This is a genomic window from Nocardia bhagyanarayanae, from assembly GCF_006716565.1.
Taxonomy (GTDB): Bacteria; Actinomycetota; Actinomycetes; order Mycobacteriales; family Mycobacteriaceae; genus Nocardia; species Nocardia bhagyanarayanae.
Genome location: NZ_VFPG01000002.1, coordinates 1,075,712 through 1,092,882, shown reverse-complemented (window position 1 = coordinate 1,092,882; position 17,171 = coordinate 1,075,712). Strand labels below are relative to the sequence as shown.

17 protein-coding genes are annotated in these 17,171 nt (G+C 69.5%); 4 read left to right on the top strand and 13 right to left on the bottom strand.

Annotated features, from left to right (window positions below; translation table 11 throughout):
• Positions 1–20: 20 nt before the first annotated feature.
• The 11 genes from der to steA form a co-directional block, all read right to left on the bottom strand.
• On the bottom strand, positions 21–1,436 hold the full coding sequence (gene der, locus FB390_RS31735) for a ribosome biogenesis GTPase Der (protein WP_141812843.1): 1,416 nt from the start codon (positions 1,434–1,436) through the stop codon (positions 21–23).
• A complete protein-coding gene (gene cmk / locus FB390_RS31730; RefSeq protein WP_141813218.1) occupies positions 1,433–2,101 on the bottom strand; it encodes a (d)CMP kinase in 669 nt (222 codons plus the stop codon). The genes der and cmk overlap by 4 nt, the downstream gene beginning before the upstream one ends.
• A 65-nt stretch (positions 2,102–2,166) precedes the next feature.
• Positions 2,167–3,450, bottom strand: coding sequence for a pseudouridine synthase (locus FB390_RS33825; protein WP_185757361.1), 1,284 nt, complete (start codon positions 3,448–3,450; stop codon positions 2,167–2,169).
• A gap of 8 nt (positions 3,451–3,458) precedes the next feature.
• The gene (gene scpB / locus FB390_RS31720) at positions 3,459–4,142 is read right to left on the bottom strand and encodes an SMC-Scp complex subunit ScpB (RefSeq protein WP_425465945.1); all 684 of its coding nucleotides are present in this window, start codon (positions 4,140–4,142) and stop codon (positions 3,459–3,461) included.
• 68 nt (positions 4,143–4,210) lie between these two features.
• Positions 4,211–5,077, bottom strand: a complete 867-nt coding sequence (locus FB390_RS31715; protein WP_185757422.1) for a segregation and condensation protein A — start codon at positions 5,075–5,077, stop codon at positions 4,211–4,213.
• A 95-nt stretch (positions 5,078–5,172) separates the two neighbouring features.
• Positions 5,173–6,117 (bottom strand): ParA family protein, encoded by a 945-nt coding sequence (locus tag FB390_RS31710; protein WP_141813214.1) that lies wholly within the window; start codon positions 6,115–6,117, stop codon positions 5,173–5,175.
• 306 nt (positions 6,118–6,423) lie between these two features.
• Entirely contained in the window at positions 6,424–7,371 is a 948-nt protein-coding gene (gene xerD, locus FB390_RS31705) for a site-specific tyrosine recombinase XerD (protein WP_141812842.1), read from the bottom strand.
• Between the two features lie 12 nt (positions 7,372–7,383).
• Complete coding sequence (locus FB390_RS31700; protein ID WP_141812841.1) at positions 7,384–8,043, bottom strand: NUDIX domain-containing protein; 660 nt, start codon at positions 8,041–8,043, stop codon at positions 7,384–7,386.
• A gap of 8 nt (positions 8,044–8,051) precedes the next feature.
• Complete coding sequence (locus FB390_RS31695) at positions 8,052–9,764, bottom strand: CTP synthase (protein WP_141812840.1); 1,713 nt, start codon at positions 9,762–9,764, stop codon at positions 8,052–8,054.
• A gap of 157 nt (positions 9,765–9,921) precedes the next feature.
• Positions 9,922–10,866: a copper transporter gene (locus FB390_RS31690; RefSeq protein ID WP_141812839.1), complete on the bottom strand. Its 945-nt coding sequence runs from the start codon at positions 10,864–10,866 to the stop codon at positions 9,922–9,924.
• Positions 10,866–12,092: a putative cytokinetic ring protein SteA gene (steA, locus tag FB390_RS31685; RefSeq protein WP_141812838.1), complete on the bottom strand. Its 1,227-nt coding sequence runs from the start codon at positions 12,090–12,092 to the stop codon at positions 10,866–10,868. Before steA ends, FB390_RS31690 begins: the two co-directional genes overlap by 1 nt.
• A 328-nt stretch (positions 12,093–12,420) precedes the next feature.
• Here steA and FB390_RS31680 point away from each other — a divergent pair, with 328 nt between their 5' ends.
• From FB390_RS31680 to FB390_RS31670, 3 genes are all read left to right on the top strand, one after another.
• Positions 12,421–13,227, top strand: a complete 807-nt coding sequence (locus tag FB390_RS31680) for an LLM class flavin-dependent oxidoreductase (RefSeq protein ID WP_141812837.1) — start codon at positions 12,421–12,423, stop codon at positions 13,225–13,227.
• Positions 13,228–13,324: 97 nt separating this feature from the next.
• Positions 13,325–14,353 carry an adenosine deaminase gene (gene add, locus FB390_RS31675; protein WP_141812836.1) on the top strand — a complete coding sequence of 343 codons (1,029 nt, stop codon included), beginning with the start codon at positions 13,325–13,327 and terminating at the stop codon, positions 14,351–14,353.
• Between the two features lie 165 nt (positions 14,354–14,518).
• Complete coding sequence (locus tag FB390_RS31670) at positions 14,519–14,740, top strand: lipopolysaccharide assembly protein LapA domain-containing protein (protein ID WP_141812835.1); 222 nt, start codon at positions 14,519–14,521, stop codon at positions 14,738–14,740.
• A gap of 1 nt (position 14,741) precedes the next feature.
• On the opposite strand, the gene FB390_RS31665 is transcribed toward FB390_RS31670, so the two are convergent.
• On the bottom strand, positions 14,742–15,929 hold the full coding sequence (locus tag FB390_RS31665) for a zinc-dependent alcohol dehydrogenase (RefSeq protein WP_141812834.1): 1,188 nt from the start codon (positions 15,927–15,929) through the stop codon (positions 14,742–14,744).
• Positions 15,930–16,122: 193 nt separating this feature from the next.
• Complete coding sequence (locus tag FB390_RS31660) at positions 16,123–16,458, bottom strand: hypothetical protein (RefSeq protein WP_141812833.1); 336 nt, start codon at positions 16,456–16,458, stop codon at positions 16,123–16,125.
• A 158-nt stretch (positions 16,459–16,616) separates the two neighbouring features.
• Here FB390_RS31660 and FB390_RS31655 point away from each other — a divergent pair, with 158 nt between their 5' ends.
• Entirely contained in the window at positions 16,617–17,039 is a 423-nt protein-coding gene (locus FB390_RS31655) for an SRPBCC family protein (RefSeq protein WP_141812832.1), read from the top strand.
• Positions 17,040–17,171 lie beyond the last annotated feature (132 nt).

Below are 17,171 nucleotides of genomic sequence, written 5' to 3'. Positions count from 1 at the left end.
GAGGCCCGCACCGCTTGGAACTACTTCTTCCGCTCGCGCTTCTCCCGCACGCGCACCGAGATGCGCACCGGCGACCCGTCGAAGCCGAATTCCTCGCGCAGGCGCCGCTCCAGGAAGCGGCGGTAGCCCGCCTCCAGGAAGCCGGTGGTGAACAGCACGAAGGTCGGCGGGCGGGTGGAGGCCTGCGTCGCGAACAGGACGCGCGGCAGCCGACCGCCGCGCATCGGCGGCGGCGTGGCCGCGACGACTTCCTTGAGCCAGGTGTTCAGGCGGCCCGTAGAAATTCGCTTGTCCCAGGATTCCAGCGCGGTCTCCATGGCGGGCACCAGCTTCTGCACGGCGCGGCCGGTGTGCGCGGAGATGTTGACGCGCTGAGCCCACGGCACCCGGACCAGCTCGCGATCGACTTCCTTCTCCAACTGGAGGCGGCGATCCTCGTCGACCAGATCCCACTTGTTGAAGGCGAGCACCAGCGCCCGGCCGGAGTCGGCGACCAGGCTGATCACCCGCAGGTCCTGCTCGGTGATCGGCTGCGAGGCGTCGATCAGCATGATCGCCACCTCGGAGGCCTCCAGCGCCGACTTGGTGCGCAGCGAGGCGTAGAACTCGGTGCCGCTGGCGTTGGCGACCTTCCTGCGCAGACCCGCCGTGTCGACGAACTTCCAGATCTTGCCGCCCAGATCGACCAGCGAGTCGACCGGATCGACGGTCGTGCCCGCGACATCGTGCACCACCGAGCGCTCCTCGTCGGAGAGCTTGTTGAGCAGGCTGGACTTGCCGACATTGGGCTTGCCGACCAGCGCGACGCGTCGCGGGCCCGCGCCGCCGGTGCCCTCGCGCGGCGTCTCCGGCAGCACCCCGAGCACGTCGTCGAGGAGGTCGCCGGTACCGCGGCCGTGCGCGGCGGAGACCATGCGCGGCTCGCCGAGCCCGAGCGACCACAGCGCCGCGGCCTCGGACTCGACACGCTGGTCGTCGACCTTGTTGGCGACCAAGATGACCGGGATCTTCGACCGCCGCAGCTTCTTCACCGCGGCCTCGTCGGTCGCGGTCGCCCCGACGGTTGCGTCGACAACCAGCAGAATCGCGTCGGCGGTCGCCATGGCCACCTCGGCCTGACGGGCAACGTGCTGTTGCAGACCCTTGGCGTCGGGCTCCCAGCCGCCGGTGTCCTGCACCAGGAACCGCCGCCCGGCCCAGCTCGCCTCGTAGGAGATGCGGTCGCGGGTGACGCCCGGGATGTCCTCGACGACCGCCTCGCGGCGGCCGAGGATCCGGTTCACCAGCGTGGACTTGCCCACGTTCGGACGCCCGACCACCGCGAGCGTCGGCATGGCGAGGTGCTCCTCGCCCTCCTGCTCACCCTCGAGATCGGCGATCTCCCAGTCGGTTTCGTCGCTCCATACGCCGTCACCGGCGAGTACGTCCTCGGTCACCGCTCCCCTCCCGTCGAAATCTGCTGCGCGACAACGCGGTACAGCTCGTCGATGACCTCGTCCATGTTCAGCTCGCTGGTGTCCACGAGCACCGCGTCCGCGGCGGGACGCAGCGGGGAGACCTTGCGGGTGGAGTCGAGGTTGTCGCGGCGCTGCACGTCGGCGAGCACGGCCGCGTAGTCGTCGCCGCGGCCTTCCCGGATGTTCTGCTGGTTGCGCCGTTCGGCGCGCGCCTCCGCGGAGGCGGTCAGATAGATCTTGGCGTCCGCGTCCGGCAGCACCACGGTGCCGATGTCGCGGCCCTCCACGACGATGCGCTGCGCCGTCGCGGTGATCTCGCGCTGCAACGCGACGAGCAGCTCGCGCACCTCGGCCACAGCGGACACGGCCGAGACCGCCTTGGTGACGGCGTCGCCGCGGATCTCGGCGGACACGTCCTCACCGTCGAGCTCGATCACCTCGTGGCTGGGATCGGTGCCGATGGTCAGCGGCAGCTCCTTGACCGCGCTGCCGATGGCCGCGCTGTCGGTCAGCTCGATGCCGGTCCGCAGCACCCGCAGGGTGGCGACCCGGTACATGGCGCCGGTGTCGAGGTAGCGGGCGCCGAGCCGGGTCGCGAGACGTCGGGAGACGCTGGACTTCCCGGTGCCCGAGGGCCCGTCCATGGCGACCACCAGCGGAGCCTGGCCGGCCAGCCGGCCGGGAGCCTCGACCGGAATCTCCACACCGTTCACAACGACACCGCCTCGTAGAGTTTGCCGATTTCATCGCGGCCGAGGACACGCAGCGTGCCCGGCCGTTGATCGCCCAGTGCCACCGGGCCGATATGGGTGCGCACCAGCCGGGTCACCGGATGGCCGACCGCGTCGAGCAGACGGCGCACGATGTGCTTGCGCCCTTCGTGCAACACGATTTTCACCAGCGAGCGTCCCTCGCCGAGTTCGAGCACCTGGAAGCGGTCCACCTTGGCCGGGCCGTCCTCGAGCTCGACGCCATCGCGCAGCCGCTTGCCGATGATCTTGTTGTTGACCTCGCCGTTGACCGTGGCGAGGTAGGTCTTGGACACCTCGAAGGAGGGGTGCATCAGCCGGTGCGCCAGGTCACCGTCGTTTGTCAGCAGCAGCAGACCCTCGGTGTCGGCGTCCAGCCGACCGACGTGGAACAGCCGCTGCCCGGCCGCGATCCGCTCCGCGACGATATCGCCGACACAGGGCCTGCCGAGATCGTCGGACATGGTGGACTGCCAGCCCTTCGGCTTGTTGAGGGCGACGTGCACCAGTTCGTCGCGAACCACGACGCGGGTTCCGTCGACCCGGACCACGGCCGTCTGCGGATCGATGCGCAGGCCTTGCTCACGCACGATCGCGCCGTCGACCTCGACCCGGCCCTGCTCGATCATCTCCTCGGCCGCGCGCCGCGAGGCGACACCGGCCTTGGCGAGCACCTTCTGCAACCGCTCGCCCTCGCCCCACGGCAGCTTGACCGGGCCTTCGGTGTGCGCGGGCTCGACGTTCTGGCGACGCGCGGGCTTGGCGTTGCTCAACAGCGGCTGTGCCGGAATCTGGCGCTGCGGCTTGGGATTCTTCGACTTGCGGGCGGCGGGGGCCTTGGCCGCGCTCTGACCCCACGAAGAACGCTGCGCGGGCGCGCCCTGGCCGGAGCCGCCGCGACCGAATCCGCGCTGGGCCGCACCGCCTTGGGCGGAACCACGCTGAGCCGAACCGCCTTGCGCGGAACCACGCTGAGCCGAACCACGCTGGGGCGAATTACGCTGGCCGGAGCCGCCCTGGCCCGAGCCCTGCTGGAATGCGCCGCCCCGGCTCGAACCGCCGGCGCCGCGACGGGCTCCGCCGCTCTCGTCCGACCCCCACGGTGCGGCGCCGCGCGCGGTCCCGCCGCGCTGGGCGGCCCTGGCGCCGCGGGCGCCTACGTTGCGTCCGGCGCCGCCCCTGGCGGGCTGGCCGCTGCTCTTCCTACGATCCGGTGTGCCATCTCGGCGAGCGGAATTATTCATCTGTCCTGTCAATCCTCGGTGCCGAGATCCAGGTCGGCCTCGGCGGGTTTCTTCAGCCTGGTGTAACGGGGGTCCGTTTCCAGGCTCTCGTTGATCTCATCGATCAGGTCGACGCCCGGGAGCAGGGGCGCCAGCGGTGGCAGATCGGACAGCGAGGCAAGTCCGATCCGTTCCAGGAACAGTTCGGTCGTGCAGTACTGCGTGCCGTTCGTCTCCGGGTCGACCCCGGCCTCGGCGATCAGCCCGCGGGCGAGCAGCGTGCGCATCACGCCGTCGACGTTCACGCCGCGAACGGCGCTCACCCTGGTTCTGGTCACCGGTTGGCGGTAGGCCACCACCGCCAATGTCTCCAACGCCGCCCGCGTCAATTTGGTCCTGGCGCCGTCGAGCAGTACGCGCTCCACATACGGTGCGTACTCGCTGCGAGTATAGAAGCGCCACCCGTCACCGACGAAACGCAGATCGATGCCGCTGCCGCGCGCGGTCAGCTCCGCCGACATCGCGCGCAACGCCGCCTCCACCCGTTCTGTGGTGTCGTCCAGGGCCGCGGCCAGCTGTTCTACCGGGGCGGGAGCGTCGACGACGAGCAACATCGCCTCGAGCGCGGAGCGGAATTCGGCGTCGTCGAGGGTCTCCGGGGTGAAGCCCGCCACTGCGCCGGGGCCTGCGGGTGCCGAGGTGTTTTCCGCCACGTCCGGTGAGTTCCCGCCTGCGGCCGGTTCAGCCACTGCTTCGGCAGCGGCGTCGATGGTCGAGTCCGTCACCCGTAGTCCTCCTCGATCGTCACGGCCGGCGCCGGAGCTCCGTCCTCTGGGTCGCCGATCCAGCTGATCGCGAGCGGGCCGAGCGGATCGGGCTGGTCGAACTCGATGGTCTTGCCCCGATACAGCTCGAGCAGCGCGAGGAAGCGCGCCACGATCTGCACCGGCATCTCGCAGTCGGCGACCAGCTCCGCGAACGTCGTCCACCCGCCCGCGCCGCGCGCCTTCAGTCGTTCCAGCACCAGCGCGGCCTGCTCGGCGACCGAGATGGCGTGCGCGTGCAGGTGGTCCAGTCCGACCTTCGGCGTCGGGCGCGGACGGAACGCCGCGGCGGCGATATCGGCGAATCCGGCCGCGTCGACTCCCAGCGTAACCTCGGGCAGCAGACCGGCGAACCGCTCCTCCAAGCCGACCGAGCGCGGATAGCGCCGCAGCGCGACCGCCTCCAGTTCGCCGAGCAACTCCGCGACCTGCTTGAACGCCCGGTACTGAAGCAGGCGGGCGAACAGCAGATCGCGCGCCTCCAGCAACTCGAGATCCTCGGCGTCGGTGACCTCACCGGAGGGCAGCAACCGCGCGGCCTTCAGGTCGAGCAGGGTCGCGGCGACGACCAGGAATTCGGTGGTCTGGTCGAGGATCTTGTCCGCGCGCAGCCCGCTCTGCTCGTTCATGCTCGCGGTCATCGCCTTCGTGTAGGCGATGAACTCGTCGGTGACCTGATGCAACGCCACCTCGGTGACATCCAGCTTGCGTGAACTGATCAGCGTGAGCAGCAGATCGAACGGCCCCTCGAAATTGCTGAGCTTGAGCCGGAAACCACCCTGCTCGGCATCGTCCGGCCGCACCGCATCGCCCGAGTTCGCGATATCGCCCGGCTCATCCGAATCGCCCCGCGCGCCGACAACGTGCGGGCCGATCGTCTGCGTGGTCGTCCTGTGTCGTGCGGGGTCCGCTGCGTCGCTCACCGGCCGGAACGGTGGATGACTTCCCGCGCCATCGACCGATATGCTTCGGCGCCACCGGATTTCGGCGCCCACGTGGTAATGGGTTCACCGGCCACGCTGGCGTCCGGGAAGCGGACGGTGCGCGCGATGGCCGTGTCGTAGACCAGATCGCCGAAGACCTCGACGACGCGCGCCATCACCTGGCGCGAATGTAGTAGGCGGGCATCGAACATGGTGACCACGATGCCGTACAGGCTCAGTCGCGGGTTCAGCCGGTCGCGCACCTTCTCCACGGTGTCGTTGAGCAGCGCGAGCCCGCGCAGCGAGAAGTACTCGCACTCCATCGGAATGATGACGCCGTCGGAGCAGGCCAGCGCGTTGACGGTGAGCAGGCCGAGCGAGGGCTGGCAGTCGATGAGGATGTAGTCGTAGCGGTCGCGCACGGGTTCCAGTGCGCGACCGAGGGTTTGTTCCCTGCCGACCTCGTTGACGAGCTGGATTTCCGCGGCCGAGAGATCGATGTTGCTCGGCAGCAGGTCCATGTTCTCGACCTTGGTCTGCATCAGCACGTCGTCGATGGAGGTGCGGCTGCCGACGAGCAGGTTGTGCACCGTGAGGTCGAGATCGTGATGGGCGACGCCGAGTCCGGCCGAGAGCGCGCCCTGCGGATCCAGATCGACCAGCAGCACGCGACGGCCGTATTCGGCCAGTGCCGCGCCGAGATTGATGGTGGAGGTCGTCTTGCCGACCCCGCCCTTCTGGTTGCACATGGCCACGATGAGCGCCTCGCCGTGCCGGGCGACCGGCGGCGGGTCGGGCACCAGGCGCAGTGGGCGTCCGGTCGGTCCCAGTTCCGGGCTCTCCGGAACGGGCTCGGCCCCACTGCCCCACAGCGTTTCCGCCGCGGCGTCCGAGTACCCGTCCGACCGGGGCCCCGTAAGCGGCTGCGCCCCAGCACCCATCGGCGGCTCCGCCGCGCCGGCTGTCGTCACGATCCGCTGCTCCTTAGACGTTCCTGCCCGTTGCCTCGCCGAGCCTAGCGAGGCCGATCGGGCCCGACCTCGCTTTCGTACGGTCCAGCTCTCGGTAGACGCTACCGCTTGACCGCGCGAGACCCGCGCTCGGACACGCGACACCCGCGTTGCTGTCGCGATGCTCTCCCACCCCGACTCGCCGCACATGTCGCGACCGAGCTGCCGGAAGCACTTCGATTTCGGACGATACCCGCTGTCCGGGTCGGCGACGAGCGATCGACGCCGACGCGTGGTTCAGCGGGCGCGCGGATGGGCGGTCGCCCACACTTCGCGCAGCGTGTTCACGGTGACCAGCGTGTAGATCTGGGTGGTCGTCACCGAGGCGTGCCCGAGCAGTTCCTGCACGACACGCACGTCGGCGCCGCCGTCGAGCAGGTGCGTCGCGAACGAGTGCCGCAAGGTGTGCGGCGAGACGGCCGCGCCGATTCCCGCGCGTTCGGCGGCGGTCTGCAGGACTTGCCAAGCGCTCTGGCGCGACAGCCGCCCGCCGCGCGCGTTCAGGAACAGGGCGCCCGCGGCGTTCTTGCCCGCCGCGGCCAGCGCCGGACGCCCGCGCACCAGATAGGCGTCCACGGCGGCCAGCGCGGGGCGGCCGATCGGCACCATGCGTTGTTTGCCGCCCTTGCCGCGCAGGACGACGGCGCGTTCGTCGGTGTCGAGATCGTCGACGTCGAGGCCGACCATCTCGGAGATGCGCGCGCCCGTGGAGTAGAGCAGTTCCAGCAGGGCGCGGTCGCGCAGCCCACGCGGTCCGCCGTCGACCGCGCTCTGTTCCTCGTCCGCGATGGCGCCGCCCGCCGCCTCCAGCAGACGCAGCACCTTGTCGTAGGGCAGCGCCTTGGGCAGCCGCCTGCCCGGTGCGGGCGGCTTCACCGCGTGCGCGACGTCGGTCCTGGTGAGTCCCTCGGCCGCGGCGAAGCGGTGCAGTCCGCGCACCGCGATCAACGCGCGCGCCACCGAACTCGCGGCCAGCGGCGGATGCTGCTCGCCGCCGGCGCGCAGGGCGACGGTGAAGTCGGCGACATCGGATTCGGTGACCCGATCCAATTCGGTGACGCCGCGCCCGATCAGGAAATCGCGATAGCGCTCGAGATCGCGGCGATAGGCGCCGAGGGTGTTGCGCGCGGCTCCGCGCTCGACCGCGAGATGGTCGAGGTAGGAGTTGATCTCGCGCGCAACCACCCTGGAATCCTGTCAGGTTTCCGGCGGTAGCGCCGCTTGACGCCGCAGCAGCGCGGTGGGTTGCCCCGGCCACGGCGCATCGGCGGGTCGCAGCGGCGTGTCGCCGGACCGCGCCGCGACGAGGGCGAGCACGCCCGCCACCGCGGTGGCGTTGGTGATCTCCCCGGCCAGCGCCGCGCGCACCGCCTCGGTGATCGGCATGCGGACCAGTTCCAGGTCCGCCTCTTCGAACTCCGGGTCCGGCCGGTCGGTGTCGGACAGCCCGCTGGCCAGGTAGACCCGCAGCGCCTCGTCGGTGAACCCCGGCGAGAGCGCCACGTCGACCAGCACCGCCCATTCCCGCGCGGCGAGCCCGGTCTCCTCGGCGAGCTCGCGCTTGGCCGCCGCGAGCGGGTCCTCGCCGGGAATGTCGAGCAGGCCCGCGGGCAGCTCGAGCAGCCGGGTGCCGAGCGGGTGCCGGTACTGGCGGATCAGCACGATGTTGTCGTCGTCATCGATCGCGGCCACCGCGACGGCGGCGTGGTGCTCGACGACCTCCCGTTCGACCACGTGCCCGCCGGGCATCGCCACCCGGTCCTGGCGCAGGGCCAGGATCGCACCGGTGTACAGCGTCTTGCTCGCGACGGTCTCGAAGTCGTGACGTCCCGGCACATCTCCCCCTCTGTCGCTCATTACGATGCCTATTCCGCGTTCGCCAGTTCCTCGCCGGGGATGTCCACCGGAAGCCGTTCGGCCAGCTTGTATTTCAGCGCCGCAGCGATGAGCGCCGCGAACAGCGGATGCGGGCGGGTCGGGCGGCTCTTGAGCTCCGGGTGCGCCTGGGTCGCAACGAAGAACGGGTGCACGTCGGCGGGCAGCTCGACGAACTCGACCAGGTGCCCGTCGGGCGAGACGCCGCTGAACTTCAGGCCGCTGGAGGCGACCTTGTCGCGGTAGGCGTTGTTCACCTCGTAGCGGTGCCGGTGCCGCTCGGACACGTGCTCGGCGCCGTAGGCCTGCGCGACGACGGAGCCCTTCTGCAGCGTGGCCGGGTACGCGCCGAGACGCATGGTGCCGCCGAGATCGGCCTCGCCCGCCACGGCCTGCTCCTGGTCGGCCATGGTCGAGATGACGGGGTGCGGTGTGTCCGGCTCGAACTCGGCCGAGTTGGCCTCGGTGAGGCCGACCGAGCGGGCCGCCTCGATCACCACGCACTGCAGGCCGAGGCACAGCCCGAGCAGCGGGATCTTCCTGGTCTTGGCGAAGCGGATGGCGCCGACCTTGCCCTCGATGCCGCGGATGCCGAAGCCGCCGGGGATCAGCACCGCGTCCACGTCACGCAGCGCGGCCGCCGCGCCGGACTCGGTCTCGCATTCGTCGGAGGGCACCCAGCGGATCTTCACCTTGGCGCGCGAGGCGAACCCGCCCGCGCGCAGCGCCTCGGTGACCGACAGGTACGCGTCGGGCAGGTCGACGTACTTGCCGACCAGCGCGACCTCGACCTCCTCGCGCGGCGAGTGCACGCGATCGAGCAGGTCGCCCCATACGGTCCAGTCCACGTCGCGGAACGGCAGGCCGAGCCTGCGCACCACGTACGCGTCCAGGCCCTCGCGGTGCAGCACCTTCGGGATGTCGTAGATGGAGGGCGCGTCGGGGGTGGAGATGCAGGCGTCCACATCGACGTCGCACATGAGCGCGATCTTGCTCTTGAGCGCCTGCGGCACCTCGCGGTCGCAGCGCAGGATCAGCGCGTCGGGCTGGATGCCGATGTTGCGCAGCGCGGCCACCGAGTGCTGGGTCGGCTTGGTCTTCAGCTCACCCGAGGGCGCCAGGTACGGCACCAGCGAGACGTGCAGGAAGAAGACGTTGTCGCGGCCTACGTCGTGACGGATCTGCCGGGCGGCCTCGAGGAAGGGCTGCGACTCGATGTCGCCGACGGTGCCGCCGATCTCGGTGATCACCACGTCGGGGGTCTGCCCCTGCAGATCCGGTCCGCTCATCGCGAGGATGCGGCTCTTGATCTCGTCGGTGATGTGCGGGATCACCTGCACCGTGTCGCCCAGGTACTCGCCGCGGCGCTCCTTGGCGATGACCGACGAATAGATTTGCCCCGTGGTCACATTCGCGTCGCGGGACAGGTCCCGGTCGAGGAACCGCTCGTAGTGGCCGACGTCCAGATCGGTCTCGGCGCCGTCCTCCGTCACGAACACCTCTCCGTGCTGGAACGGATTCATGGTGCCCGGATCGACGTTCAGATAAGGGTCGAGTTTCTGCATGGTGACGCGCAGACCGCGCGCCGTCAGCAGCTGACCGAGGCTGGAAGCGGTAAGGCCTTTACCCAATGAGGAGGCGACACCACCGCTTACGAAGATATGTTTGGTAGCGGTTCGCGTCTGAATCCGTGTTTGACCCACGGGTCTTCACGGTAACACGTCCAGGCCCGGTGAAACGAACGCCACGCACGTTTGCTGACCGATCGCCAGAACTCGGTCAGAGCGCCGGGTCTCCGGCTGTGAGCGGGATCGCCCGTCGGCGGCCGCACGTGCGACGAGATAGCGGCGGTCCGCGAGCTCAGCCCGGCAGCGCGGCGAGGGTGAGCGAGGTCGCCTTCGCGCCGGTGCCGTATCGCCCCGCGCCGCCGTTGAGCTGTTCGGTGAGCCCGAGGACGGCGGTCACCCTGCCGATCTCCCGATCCAGATTGTCGACGGTGGTCAGGGTGGTGGCCAGCGCCGCGTCGGACCGGGCGGCCGCGATCGGGCCCGCGCCCTCGGCCGCGCCGAAACGACCTGCGAGCACGACGCCCGCGCCGCGCCCGCGCAGTCCGCCGGCGAACCGGGCCAGATTCGAACCTTGGCTGTTCTCCGCGGCTTTCGCGCCGTCGCCGGTCACCACCACCGCGAGCTGGGCGGGCTGCACCGGTGTGTCGCCGTAGGCGAGGAAGCCGCCGCCGCGCAGGGTCTCCAGCACCAGGCTCAGCTCCTGCGGGGTGCTGCGCGGTTGCGCGTTGCCCGGATCGAGCAGCAGCACCAAGCCGAGCAGATCGCCCGCCATGCTGCCTTGGTCGACGCCGCCGGTGCGCAACTGCGCGCCCGCCGGGATGACGTTGGTGATCGCGGTGCGAAGCCGGTCGCCCTCGGTCGCGTCGGCGAAGGCGTCGGTCAGCGCGATCCGGCCCGTCACCGTCGCGCCCGCGGTCTGCATGCCGTTCGACACCGCCTCGACGTCGGCGGCGTCCGCGTCCGGAGTGGTGAAGACCACTACCGAGCGACCGCCGAGGGCGCCGCCGAGAACGCGGTCCGCGTAGCCCGCGATGAACCGGTCGGCGGCGTCGAGCTGGTCGGTGAGATGGCGGTTCCGCGCGCCGAGCGCGTCGACCTGCTCACGCAGCTCGGTCTTGTCCGCGCGCAGTCCGGAGAGGAGGTCGGCGGCTAGCGTCTGCGAGCCCAGCACCACGCCCATGGCGAGCGCGAGGAAGACGGCCACGAGCGATGTCGCGTGCTGGCGCAGTGAGATCATTACCGCCCCCGAGTGTTCGACAGGTCTTGTAGGAGGCCCTCGGCCCGGACCGCGAGGCGGTTCCAGGTGTCCACGCCCCAGTCGAGCACTTCGCCGCCGGAGTTGGAGGCGAGCAGCACCACGATGACCGCGATCAGCGCGGCCAGCACCACCATCGCGATCGCCACGCCCGACACCCGGTTGCGGTACAGGGTGGCGACGGCCTTGGCGTCCATCAGCTTGGTGCCGAGCTTGAGTCTGGTCAGGAAGGTGGCCGGGTTGCTGTCGCGGCGGCCGCGGTCGAAGAAGTCGTCGAGCGAGGCGGCCGCGCCGACGGTCACGATGAGCGCGGCGCCGTGGTGGTGGGCCAGCAGCAGTGCGAGATCGGCGGGCGCGCCGGAGGACGGGAAGGTGGTCGCGCCGATGCCCAGATCCTGGATACGTTCCAGGCCCTTGGCGTGGCCGTCGGTGTCGGCGGGCAGGATGACCTCCGCGCCGCACTTCATGGTCGCCGAGGTGATCTCCTCCGGATCGCCGACGATCAGATCCGGCTTGTAACCCTGCTTCATCAGGGTATCCGCCCCTCGGCCGACGCCGACCATGATCGGCGCGTACTCCTTGACGAACGGCTTGAGCCGCTTCAGGTCGTCGACGTGGTCGGGACCATCGGCCACCACGACCACGTGCCTGCGCTTCATGTCGAGCTCCAGCTCGGGAACCCCGATGCCGTCGATGAGCAGCGGGCTCTCGGTGCGGACGAACTCGATGGTGTTGCCCGCGAAAGCCTCCAGGTGATCGGCCAGGCCGTTGCGCGCCTCGATCATCCGCTCCGCGACGGTGGCCTCGGTGAGCTCGATGGCCTCGACCAGGACCTCCGGCTCCTTCTTGGTCAGCTTGTCCGCGTAGACGACGCCACCGTCGATGCGGACCCGGCTGCCGTCCTTGATCTTGGTGAAGGCGTCGGAGCTGACCGTGTCCAGCAGCGGAATGCCGTTGGCCACCAAGACTTCCGGACCCAGGTTCGGGTAGCGGCCGGAGATCGAGGGCGAGGTGTTGATCACCGCGGCCACGCCCGCCTCCACCAGCCGGTCGGCGGTGATCCGATCCAAGTCCATCTCGTCGAGTACGACGACATCGCCGGGACCGATCCGTCGCAGCAGGCGCCGGGTGTTGCGATCCACCCGGGCCACCCCGGTCAGACCGGGCAGCGTTTCGGTGTTCTTCGACAACAACGCCAGCATCCTCATGGCCCGATGATGGCCGCAAACTCTCAACCACTGGTGGAGGCGCGCCGGAACCACCCGCCCCATTCGTCACAGTGATACAAGCCAGTCCCATTACCGAACCGACCGGACCGTTGCCTACGCGCCGCCCCCGTCTCGGACAGCGCCGCCGCTCGAGGCATGGTTCGCGCTGCGAAAAGTCTTCTCGACGCCGTGCTGCGTGTCGGTGCCGACTCGCGGAACTCGGCCATGCAGGAAGGGCATGCATCGCCTTCCGCGGTGAGTGTCGGTGACATGAGGATGAGCTTTCGCGACATTGGCCGCGGGTGCCGCCGCTCGTAGCGTCGCGGACATGACTTTGCAGCTCGGTGTCATCCTGCCCACCTCGTCCCCCGATCCCGAACAGCCCATCCTCGGCGACGTCCGCGCGGCCGCGAGATTCGCCGAAGCGGCAGGGCTCGAATCGGTATGGTCGACAGACCATTTGGTCGCCAGCGCCCCGATCCTGGACAGCACGGTGGTGCTGGCCACGGCAGCCGCGGTGACCGACCGCGTGCGAATCGGCTACGGCGTGCTGCTGCTCGCCCTGCGCCCGGTCGCCTGGGCGGCCAAGCAGATCGGCGCGTTGCAGTACGTGTCGGAGAACCGGCTGTTGCTCGGCGTGGGCACCGGCAATCCGGCGCACGGCGACGTCGGCTGGCGCGCCGCGGGCGCGTCCTTCGCGGACCGCGGCCAACGCACCGACGAGGCGCTGCGCCTCCTCCCCGACCTCGTCGCCGGAAAACCGGTGACGCTCACCGACGGAACGGAGCTCGCCCTCTCCCCCGGCGCGACGATGCCACCGATCCTGGTCGCCGGCGACGGTCCACGGGCACGGCGGCGGGCGGCCGAATACGCCGACGGCTGGATCACGATCGGCGCGAGTCCCACCCGAATCGCCGCGAGCGCACGCGAATTGACCACGCTCGCCGAAGGATTCCGTCGCACCACGCCGACGATCACCGTGGTCGTCCCGCCGCTGTCCACCGTGCCCGCGCAGGCAGCCGACCAGCTGGCCGAATACGCCACCGCCGGTGCCGAACGGGTGATCCTCGCGCCGTCGCCCGCGGGATGGGAGGCGAGTTACGAGTTCGCCGCCGAGCTCCAGCAGTCGCTGTGAAACCTCGAGAACCGGCCCGCGCGACCGGCTACCGTTGTCGTTGGCATGCGACGGCCCGACACGGTTCGCCGCCCCGCGACGCACACGGTGGTGACCCATGACCGGTACTGTTCGTCCTGACCTCGCCGAGTTCGTCCGCGGCCTGCCCAAGGCCGAGCTGCACTTGCACCTCGAGGGGACCTTGGAGCCGGAGTTGAAGTTCCGGCTGGCCGAACGCAACGGCATCCGGTTGCCGGAGCGGACGGTGGAGGAGGTGCGCCAGACCTACCGCTTCCACGACCTGACCTCGTTCCTGCGGGTCTACTACCCGGCCATGCAGGTGTTGCAGCAGCCGAGGGACTTTCACGATCTGGCGTTCGAATACCTGACCAGGGCGCACGCCGACGGCATCCGGCACGTCGAGATGTTCTTCGACCCGCAGGCGCACACCGGACGCGGCGTTCCGTTCGAGTCCGTCATCGGCGGCTACCGCTCCGCGATCGTCCAGGCCCACCGTGAATTCGGCATCTCCGCGGAACTGATCCTGTGCTTCCTGCGCGACCATTCGGCGGAATACGCGATGGCCACACTGATGGAGGCGCTGCCCTACCGGGACTGGATCATCGGCGTCGGCCTGGACTCCGACGAGCGCGGCAACCCACCGCGCAAGTTCGCCGCCGTGTTCGAACGGGCCCGCCGCGAGGGCTTCCTGCTCACCATGCACTGCGACATCGATCAGCCCGACTCCCGCGAACACATCCGCCAGGCGCTGGAGGAGATCGGCGTCGACCGGCTCGACCACGGCACCAATATCGTGGAGGACGAGCGGTTGGTGGAATTGGTGCGAGCCAAAGGCATCGGACTCACCTGCTGTCCGGTCTCGAACTCCTTCGTCACCGCGCAGATGAAATCCGACGAGATCATCGGGCTGCTGGACCGCGGCCTGCTGGTCACGCTCAACAGCGACGATCCCGCCTACTTCGGCGCCTACGCCGCGGATAATTACCTGGCGCTGGAGAAGCACGCCGGGCTGGACGCCGATCGGCTGGTGGAACTGGCCCGCAATTCCTTCCGCGCGTCCTGGCTGACCCCGGCGCGCCTGGACGGCTACCTCCGCGAGATCGACGCCTACGTCGCCAACAGCTGAGGTCGAACGGCGATTCCGGGTCATCGGCCGCCGCCACCAGAGCGCCTCGGCTACATTGGAGCGACTTCTCAATGCCGAGCACGTTCGCGGCGTCGCCGAGGGTGGTTGTCCGGAGCGGCGACGGCACGGCAGGCGACGGCGAACCCGGGCAGAGAGGATCGACCGATGGCCACCGAATCCCGTTCGTTCTTGTCGCGGATCTCGCCCACGCAGTGGGCCGCACTCGCTCTGACGGTGCTCGCGGTGCTGTTCGTCATCGAGAACCGCACCAAGGTGACGATCGAATTCCTGCTGATCAGCGTGCAGTCGCCGATGTGGCTGATCCTGCTCGTCATGTTCGCCATCGGCTGGATCGCCGGCGTGCTGACCGTGCGCAAGCGGCGCTAGGTCAGGCGCTCGGTTCGAGCACGATCTTCACCGCGCCGTCGGACTTCTGCTGGAACATCGCGTAGGCCTCCGGCGCGGCCGACAGCGGAAGGCGGTGCGTGGCAAAGGATTCCACGCCGAGCGGATCGTCGTCCACAAGCAGCGGCATGATGTCGTCGACCCAGCGGGTGACGTTGGCCTGGCCCATGCGCAGCTGGATCTGCTTGTCGAACAGCACCCGCATCGGAATCGGATCGACCATTCCGCCGTACACGCCGACCAGCGAGATCGTCCCGCCCCTGCGCACGATGTCGATCGCCGAGTGCAGCGCGGCGAGACGATCGATGCCCGCGTTGTCCATCAGCTTCTGCGCCACGGCATCCGGCAGGTAGGCCGCGGAGCGCTGGGCGATCGAGGCGAACGGCGAACCGTGCGCCTCCATACCGACGGCGTCGATCACCGCGTCGGTGCCGCGGCCGTCGGTCAGCTCCCTGATCACATCGCCGAGCGGCTGACCGACCGCCTCGAAGTCGATCACCTCGATGCCGCGCGCGGCGACCCGCGCGAGACGCTCGGGCACCCGATCGACGCCGATCACGCGGTAACCGTGCTGCGCGGCGACCCGGCAGGCCATATCACCGATCGGGCCGAGGCCCAGCACGGTGACCGAGCCGCCGTCCGGCACACCGGCGTACTCGACGGCCTGCCACGCCGTGGGCAGCACGTCCGAAAGGTAGAGAAAGCGGTCGTCATCGGGACCCTCGGGCACCTTGATGTGCGTGTGCTCGGCGTACGGCACGCGCAGATATTCGGCCTGCCCGCCCGGCACCTGTCCGTAGAGCTTGGAATAACCGAACAGCGCCGCACCGCTGCCGTAGTCGCGGACCTGCGTGGTCTCGCACTGGGTCGGCAGACCCGCCGCGCACATCACGCATCGACCGCAGCTGATCTGGAAGGGCACCACCACCCGGTCGCCCTTCGCCAGACCGGTCACCTCCGAGCCGACCTCCTCGACGATGCCCATCGGCTCGTGTCCGAGCACGTCGCCCTCGCTCATGTACGCGCCGAGCACTTCGTAGAGGTGCAGATCGGAACCGCAGATGCCCGAGGACGTCACCCGCACGATCGCGTCGGTGGGCGATTCGATGCGCGGATCCGGCACGGAATCGACCGATATCTTGCGCCTGCCCTGCCACGTCACGGCCTTCATGCGGGTCTCCTCGCCGAGAGTTCGGATATGCCGACGACACTGATACGCCGTCTTGGACGAAGTCTTTGTCGAAGCCGGGAGCGTCCGGCCTGATCTCGAAACGGGTGCTGCGGCCGCGGGTGCTGTCGCAGACGGTCCGCCCCGGTGCCGAACGACCGAGCCGGACCGCCTGCCGAAGCGGCCGGACCGCGCGTCAGTCGGCGTCGTCGAGCGAGGTCACACCCGTGACGACGGTGATGGCGAACGACTGGGTGTTCAGGCATCCCGCGGTCACCGTGCTGCCCGCGGCGAACCCGCCGCGGCTCTCCCCGGCCCGCGCCATATCGAAGCGGCTGCCCGCCTGCTCGGCCGAGCCGACCAGCACGCATGTCCACTGCTCACCCGCCGGATTGCTGCCGACCGCGATGCTGCCCTCTTCGGCGGTGTCGGCGGTGAGCGTCGGGGCCGCGGTGGCGAGCCCGCCACCGAGCACGACCGCCGAGGCGGCGGCCGCGGTGATGAACGCCAAGCGAAGACCCGTTCGGAACATCGTCGTCCTCCTGATTTCGACTGTCGATGTACCCGCAGTTGCCCGTCAGCGCGGGCCGAAACCGAATCGACGGAATGTGACCGCGCCTACACGGCACTCCGGCGCGTGACGTGGTACCTATACACTTCCGTCACAGACAGCTCGAAGAGGAGACACGTATGGCCACCAGCACCGTCGACGCCGTAATCCCCGCCCCGCGCGAGGCCGTCTACAAGTTCTTCGCCGACCGGGACGGCATCAACGGACACCTCCCCGGCGTGCAGTTCACCCTCAAGAAGCCGGGTTCTCCGACGCCGTCGGGTGTAGGCGCGCAGTACGTGGTCGGCCGCGGCAGCATCGGCTTCATCGAGGAGACCACCAAGCTGGTGCCCGGCGAGCGGATGGAATACAAGATCGTCAAGGGCGTCCCCGTGAAGCGCCACGTCGGCATCGTGACCTTCGCCGACGCCGACGGCGGCACCCGGGTGACCTACACGATGGAGTCGGAGCCGAGCCTGCCCGTGCCCGCCAAGGCGGTCGAGGCCGGACTGCGGGTCCTGATCAACCAGTTCATCAAGGGCGCGCAGAAGGCGTTCCGCTGATCACTCCGGCCGCGCTGGGTTTCACCAGCGGCTCTAGGTTCTCCCCAGCCGCGTCAGGTTCTCGCAGGCCCCGCTGAGCCCACCCATCGGCGCTCGCGCCGACAAGGCCTACGTGACAAGGCCCTCGCTCCG